A 7172-nucleotide genomic window follows, 5' to 3' on the forward strand; every position below is an offset into this window, starting at 1 on the left:
GGCGTCCGGGGCAGCCCCCGGCCAGGGCGAAGGCCAAACCTGCCACGGCCATGCCCATGAAGTTCCACAAACCGTCGGTGTGGGCGATGGGCTGGCCCTCGAAACCGGGCTTGAACTGGCCCAGGGCGAGGTTGGCCACAAAGGCCACCAGCACAAAGGCCAGCACGCCCGTGAACAGGTGCGTCTGGCGGAAAAGGAACAGGTCGCGCAGGGCGCCCATGGTGCAGAAGCGGCTGCGCTGGGCCAGCACGCCGATGAGCAGCCCGCCAGCCAGGGAGATGAACAGCGGGGCGCGCGCCGCGCCCGGACCCTTCACCGAGGCCCACAGCCAGTTCAGGGTGCCGCTCGCAGGATCGGGCTGGAGGAAGAAGCGCGCGGCCAGAAGGGCCACGGCGGCCAGGGCGATCATGACGCCCGCGGACCAGGGCTGGGCCTGGGCGCGGCTTAAAGAAAACCCGGCTTTGAAGAAGCGCGTGCCCGCGAACACGCCCGCGGCCAGACCCAGGATGCCCAGGATGGCGTTGCCGTCGCCGCCGGCCAGGCGCAGCAGCGCGCGCCAGGGGCAGCCCAGGAACACCAGCGCGCCGATCATGGCGCACATGCCCAGGAAGAAGCGCGTGGCCGGGGCCGAGCCCGCCCGCGCCCGGAACTCGCCGGTCATCAGCGCGGCCGCGAAGGAGCCGAGCACAAAGGCCGGAATCTCCGGCCGCAGGTACTGCACCACCGCGGCCTGGTGCAGGCCCAGGCTGCCCGCGATGTCTCGCACGAAGCAGGCCACGCAGATGCCCATGTTTGCGGGGTTGCCCGCGAACTGCAACAGCGCGGCCGCAAGGCCGATGGCCCCTCCCGCCGCCAGAATGCCGGTACGCCCGGCGAAAACATTAGCCACTCCCCACCCCCTGTGGTTTTCAAATGTTCACTGCACTCGACGAGAATCCGTCGCAACGGCTCTGCGTTACCGCGCTTTTGGCAGTGGTGCAACCTATTTGACAAATCACATGCATTGATACTTGTACGTTAGGCAGAGGGGATTCTGATGGATATCCGATGGCAGCCGCAAGGCCAAAAAAAAGGCGCCCCCTTGCGGAGGCGCCTTGTGTGGACAGAGCGGATCGTGCGGTTATTCGGCGGCCGGAGCGGGCTTTTGGGAAGCGCCGATCTCCTGCTTCACCTCGGTGGCCACCTTGAACAGGATGGTCACCACCAGGGCGCCGGTGCCGTAGATCATGAGGGAGACGAGCAGCTCCTTGCCGGTGGGCCAGTAGGGAGTGATGGTCTCGAACGGGGTCGGGTTGAAGCCGCCGATCAGGAGGCCGAGGCCCTTGTCGATCCAGGTGGCGATGACCAGGATGGCCAGGGACCAGGGCAGGAGCTTCAGGTTGTCGCGGAAGCGGGGCGGAATCAACAGCGCCAGGCTGGTGATGGCCAGGACCGCGGCCGTCCACATGAAGGGCACCAGTTCAGTGTGGCCCTCAAGCCCCTTGAACAGGTACACGATCGAGTGGGTGTGGCCCGGAATGCCGGAGTAGAAGGCCGTGAACACTTCCAGCAGGAAGAAGAACACGTTCACGCACATGGCGTAGGTGATGATCTTGGCCAGGGTGGCGATGGCCTCGGCTCCGGCTTTGAAGGAGGTCACCTTCTCGGTCAGCAGGATGACCAGGAGCAGGATGGCCGGGCCGGAGCAGAACGCGGAGGCCAGGAAGCGGGCGGCCAGGATGGCGGTGAGCCAGTAGTGGCGGCCGGGCAGGCCCTGGTACAGGAAGGCCGTGACCGTGTGGATGGAGAAGGCCCAGACGATGGACGTGTAGGCGAGCACCTTGGTCCACTTGGGGTGGGGCAGGTGCTGGCGGTCGCACTCAAGGCAGGTCCAGCCCACCAGAACGTTCAGGATGAGGTAGCCGTTCAGCACCAGCATGTCCCAGAACAGGATGGAGTTGGGCGTGGGGAACAGCACCACGTTCAGCATGCGCTGCGGCTGGCCGATGTCGACCACGATGAAGCCCAGGCACATGACAACGGCGGCGATGGCCATGAACTCGCCGAAGATGACCAGATCCTTGAATTTCTTGTAGTGATGGAAGTAGTAGGGCAGCACGATCATGACGCCGGAGGCGGCCAGACCGACCAGGTACGTGAACTGGGCGATGTAGAAGCCCCAGGACACGTCGCGGCTCATGCCGGTGATGGTCAGGCCTTCCATGAGCTGGTTCACGTACGCCGCAGAGGTTCCGCCAATGAGCAGGAGGAGGAACCCGACCCACATGTAGTACTTGGGACTACCTTTCAGTGCTTTCTCGAGCATGTCCGCCCCCTAGATGATGTAGTAGACGCTCGGTTCGGTGCCGAGCGACGGCTTGCGCCGGATGGTGTAGTGCTCGCGCAGGAGCTTGCGCACCTCGGAGTTGGCGTCGGCCAGATCGCCGAAGACCACTGCGCCGCTGGAGGCCTCGACGCAGGCGGGCTGCTTGCCGTGGGCCAGGCGCTCAACGCAGAAGTTGCACTTCTCCACCACGCCGCGCATGCGGGTGGGGAATTCCTTGTTCAACGCGGAGAGGTCCAGGTGCTTGCGCGGCTCCATGAAGTTGAAGCTGCGCGCGCCGAAGGGGCAGCCGGCCATGCAGTAGCGGCAGCCGATGCAGCGGTGGTAGTCCATGGCCACGATGCCGTCCGGGCGCTTGTAGGTGGCCTTGGTGGGGCACACGCGCACGCAGGGGGCGTTGGTGCAGTGGTTGCACAGGGTGGCGAATTCGCGCTTCTCCAGGCCCTCGTCCATGTAGTTGTTGGGCTGATCGAAGGCCTGCTCGTACCCGGCGGCCCAGATCCACTTCACGTTCTGCTTGCCCGGGATGTCGGGCACGTTGTGCACGCTGTGGCAGGCCTTGGCCAGCACGTCGATGGCTTCCTTGGTCCCGCACTTCTTGGTGTCGATGACCATGCCCCAACGCTTGGCGGTGGAGGCGGTGGCGCTTTCCTTGATGCTGGAGCCAGCACCGGAGGCGGCGATGGCCCCGCCGGCGGAAGCCGCGCAAAGCCCGGCCGCGGCGACGCCCATGAACTTCAGGAAGTTTCTTCTGGTGTGGTTCATTTCTTCACCCCCTCCGGCTGGATGTGGCAATCCCAACAGTAAGGGGAAACGGCTGCGTCGTTGTGGCACTTGTCGCAGAACTCCGCCTTGTTGGTATGGCACTTCATGCAGGTCTTCTGCAGGCTCATCTCGAATTCTTTGCCCTTGCTGTTCACATACACGCGCTTGCCGTCACGCAGGGCCCAGTCGCGCCAGTCGTTCAGAAGCTGCATGTGCTTGGTGCGCATGAACTCCTTGCTCTCGATGCATTCCTTCTCGTTCTCGGGCATCTTGAGCTTGGGCTGGGTGTATGCCGCCTTGCCCGCGTTGTACGCGAAGGGGGCCAGGAACACGCCCAGGAAGATCACCAGTCCGGTGATGATTTTACCGCCGTTGTACAGTTTCATCTTATTCCTCCTCCATGCCGGGCAGGGGCTCCTGGCGAAGGTTCATGGTGCGCTCTTCCTCGCCGTCCAGGATCAGCGCGTTGCCCACCAGCTCGTGCAGGCCGGTGATCTTGACGCCCGGAGCCCAGTAGTCGGCCAGGGGAATCAGGGTGGCGCGGTCGATGGCGCACACGCAGCTCATGGTGTTGACGCCGTGCTTTTCCTGCACGTAGCGCAGGGCGTTGCCTCTCGGCAGGCCGCCGCGCATGCGGATCTCCATGATCTCGTCGGTGTTGAGGCCGGAGCCGCCCGCGCAGCAGAAGGTCTGCTCGCGGATGGTGTTTTCCGGCATGTCGTAGAACTGGTCCACGACGTTTCTCAGCACGTAGCGCGGCTCCTCGAACATGCCCATGGCGCGGGCCGGGTTGCAGGAGTCGTGGTAGGTGGCGATGATGTCGGAGTTGCGGCTCTTGTCGAGGTTCAGCTTGCCGTGCTTGATGAGGTCGGCCGTGAACTCGGCGATGTGCACCATCTTGGTCTGCTTGGCGTTGTGGAACACCGTGCCGGTGATGGGGTTCACCGGGGTGCGCATCTGCGGGCCCTGCAGGTTGCCGTTCATGGTGTCCATGTACTGGTTCACCACGCGCCACATGTGGCCGCACTCGCCGCCGAGGATCCATTTGGCGCCCAGGCGGTTGGCCTCGGAGTACATCTTGCCGTTGATGGCCTTCATCATGTCGGCGTTGGTGAACAGGCCGAAGTTGCCGCCCTCGGACGCGTAGGTGGACAGGGTGTAGTCCAGTCCGATGGCGTCGAAGAGCATCAGGTAGCCCATGAAGGTGTAGATGCCCGGATCGGCGAACACGTCGCCGGAGGGGGTGATGAAGATGACTTCGTGGCCCTTTTCGTTCAGGGGCACGTTCAGGCGCTTGCCGGTGATGGTCTCGATGTCGTCGACCATGAACTCGACGATGTCCTTGAAGGCGTGCGGCTGGATGCCCAGGTGGTTGCCGGTGCGGGTGCAGTTGGCAACAGGCTCCAGGATCCAGTTGATGTTGATGCCCACCAGGTGCAGCAGTTCGCGCGCCATCATCGTCACCTCGGCGGTGTCGATGCCGTAGGGGCAGAACAGCGAGCAGCGGCGGCACTCCGTGCACTGGTAGAAGTAGAGGAACCATTCCTTCAGAACGTCCTCTTCCATGACGCGGGCGCCGGTGAGCTTGCCCAGGATTTTGCCGGCCAGGGTGAACTCGCCGCGGTAGATGGAGCGCATGAGCTCCGCGCGGAGCACGGGCATGTTCTTGGGGTCGCCGGAGCCGATGAAGTAGTGGCACTTGTCGGCGCAGGCGCCGCAGCGCACGCAGATGTCCATGAACAGCTTGAGGGAGCGGTACTTGTCCAGGCGCTCGCGGAAGCCGTTGACGACGATTTCCTTCCAGTTGGCGGGCAGCTTCCAATCTTCCTCGGAAGGATTCCAGGTGCGCGGATTGCCGAACACGCCGGGAACCTCATGCATCAGGTACTCGACCTTCTCCACCTTGGCCGGGTAGGCCCAGCGTCCCGGGGAAAGGTCGTTGGGCAGATCCATCCAGCCTGTGGCTGGCGGCGTATAGTTGATACTCTTGAGCATCTCATCGGGTTTGATGATTTTTGCCATGTCTTCTCCTCGCGGAAAAAGTTTAGTGCTCTAAATGTCCGGGGGGCTTGGGCAGGCCGCGTTTACGCGGCATCCTCCGGGGTCTTCTCCAAAGGCAAGCCAGCCTCGAACATGGGCTCGCGGAACTCGTCCTCGTAGGCCTCGTAGCTGTGGGGCTTGATGGCCGGGTTGTTCCACACGTTCTCGTAGTGGACCATGCGGGTGTCGTTGGGCATGTTGCGCGTGGGGGAAAGGAACACGCCGCCCATGTGCATCAGCTTCGAGAAGGGGAAGTACACGAGCAGGGTGCTCACCAGGAAGAGGTGGACGAAGAAGCTCACGTCCACGCCGGCGGGAACCTTGTAGTTGAAGGTCACCAGGCCCATGACCACGTCCTTGATGGACATGATGTCCACCTTGGCCACGTAGCGCATGTACACGCCGGAAAGGGCGATGCCCAGGATGAGGAACAGCGGGAAGTAGTCGTTCACCAGCGAGATGTAGCGCACCTTGGCGTCGGTGAAGCGGCGCGCCAGCAGCATGGTGAGGCCGCCCAGGATGAGCAGGTCGGAAATGTAGATGCTCGGGGTCAGGATCTGCAGGATGCTGTCGCTCCAGTCCAGGAAGGCGATGGGGGCGGGCACCGGCTGCATGAACAGGCGCATGTGGCGCACGATGACGATGAAGAAGCCGTAGTGGAACAGGATGGCGAAGAGCCACAGCCACTTGGCCGAAACGTAGGCCACGATGGGGTTCTTGCCGTCGTCGTGCTTCAGCACCACCTTGGTGTTGCGGAACAGCGACCGGAAGGTCAGCACTTCAAGCGCCATGCGGATGAAGGTCTGCGGGCCGGTGGAGGGATTGTCCCACTTGTTCTGCGGAATCCAGTCGAGCGTCTGCTGCTGGCCGCCCGTGGTGGGAATGCGGAAGGGCACCGGGCTCTTGGCCCAGGAGATGATCTTGCACACGAACCCGACCACGAAAATGATGAATGCCGTGCCTGGGATGCAGTACGCGAAGATGGTTTGCATCTTTGCCGCGCCCGCCCCTACCGTGGCGATCACCACCAGGGCCAGGACCATAAGGAGTGAAAAGATCGCTTTCATCTGCCGTCACCTCGCTTGTAGTTTGGCCGCCCCGCCACACGCGCCGGGAACGCCCTGCCGTCAAAAAAACTAATCGGCCTTGTGGGCCGCAACGTCCGCTTTCATCAGGTTGGCGCGGCGCACGATGTTCGTGTGCGCGCGTTTCACTTCCTCAACGCGCATGCGGGCGATCTGGTCACGCGCGGCAACGTAGAGGTCAAAGGCGATGATGGCCAGGTTGTCCACCCTGGTCTCGAAGCGCAGCAGTTCCTCAAGCTCGCCCTTGGCGGAAAGCTCGGCGGTGAACTCCTGGCGCAGGAGTTTTTTGAAGAGAAAAACGAAGGAAAGGGCCTGGCCCGGCGAAAGGTCCTGCACCGCGCGGATCTTGACCATGGTGTCGAGGGAGCGGGCCACGGCCTCCGCGTCGTTCCAGGCCAAAAGCAGGGGGATGAGCTCGGAGGTGGATTTGAGGATGTTGTGCCCGACCGGGTTGGTGAACTGATCGCGGTTTTTCCGCCAGACCGCCTGGGTCTCGGCCGGGTATGTGCCCAGAACGAGGTCCGCCCACTTCTGGGCCAGCTCTTCCGAGCGCGCCGCAATCGCCTCAATCAGCCCCATGAGCCCCCCGAATAAACCGTAACACAAGACGACCGCCCGGCCTTCCCCACCCTGCGGAAAGCTGGCGCGACGCCTGCAAAATTATTGTGAAATAGGGAACAATACCTCCGCTGTCTATTCCAGACTCCCCCTGAAACGTCAAGCCGTTTCGCCCAGAAAACCGGGCCCTCGTCGACCTTTGCGCCGGGCTTTTACAGCCAGGGGATGTGCAACCTGCCCCGCACACATGTGCAGATATGTGCGCATATTTTGCGGCACTTTGCGGATTCAAAAAAGTTCATCTGCCTAAAATAAATGGAAATCGCCACTTGGCACAACAATTGCCATTCAGGAATCGTGTGCAGAGAGGGTTTGCACAGCCGGGGGCGGGGGTTCCGCTC

7 protein-coding genes are annotated in these 7172 nt (G+C 62.9%); all 7 read right to left on the reverse strand.

The genetic code is table 11. The annotated features are described in order from the left end of the window. Positions 1 to 889: YedE family putative selenium transporter (gene yedE / locus VN419_RS02160; protein ID WP_325643963.1), on the reverse strand; the 889-nt coding region annotated here is incomplete at its 3' end. Positions 890 to 1120: 231 nt separating this feature from the next. Beyond that, on the reverse strand, positions 1121 to 2305 hold the full coding sequence (dsrP, locus tag VN419_RS02165) for a sulfate reduction electron transfer complex DsrMKJOP subunit DsrP (protein ID WP_325643965.1): 1185 nt from the start codon (positions 2303 to 2305) through the stop codon (positions 1121 to 1123). A gap of 9 nt (positions 2306 to 2314) precedes the next feature. After that, the gene (gene dsrO / locus VN419_RS02170) at positions 2315 to 3088 is read right to left on the reverse strand and encodes a sulfate reduction electron transfer complex DsrMKJOP subunit DsrO (RefSeq protein ID WP_325643967.1); all 774 of its coding nucleotides are present in this window, start codon (positions 3086 to 3088) and stop codon (positions 2315 to 2317) included. Then, a complete protein-coding gene (gene dsrJ, locus VN419_RS02175) occupies positions 3085 to 3468 on the reverse strand; it encodes a sulfate reduction electron transfer complex DsrMKJOP subunit DsrJ (protein WP_325643973.1) in 384 nt (127 codons plus the stop codon). Before dsrJ ends, dsrO begins: the two co-directional genes overlap by 4 nt. A 7-nt stretch (positions 3469 to 3475) precedes the next feature. Next, on the reverse strand, positions 3476 to 5110 hold the full coding sequence (dsrK, locus tag VN419_RS02180; protein ID WP_325643969.1) for a sulfate reduction electron transfer complex DsrMKJOP subunit DsrK: 1635 nt from the start codon (positions 5108 to 5110) through the stop codon (positions 3476 to 3478). Between the two features lie 62 nt (positions 5111 to 5172). Next, positions 5173 to 6195 (reverse strand): sulfate reduction electron transfer complex DsrMKJOP subunit DsrM, encoded by a 1023-nt coding sequence (dsrM, locus tag VN419_RS02185; RefSeq protein WP_325643970.1) that lies wholly within the window; start codon positions 6193 to 6195, stop codon positions 5173 to 5175. A 69-nt stretch (positions 6196 to 6264) separates the two neighbouring features. Continuing rightward, positions 6265 to 6792, reverse strand: a complete 528-nt coding sequence (locus VN419_RS02190) for an RsbRD N-terminal domain-containing protein (protein WP_325643971.1) — start codon at positions 6790 to 6792, stop codon at positions 6265 to 6267. Positions 6793 to 7172: the final 380 nt, after the last annotated feature.

It is taken from the genome of Humidesulfovibrio sp. (genome assembly GCF_035560995.1).
In the GTDB taxonomy this organism is placed as follows: domain Bacteria; phylum Desulfobacterota; class Desulfovibrionia; order Desulfovibrionales; family Desulfovibrionaceae; genus Humidesulfovibrio.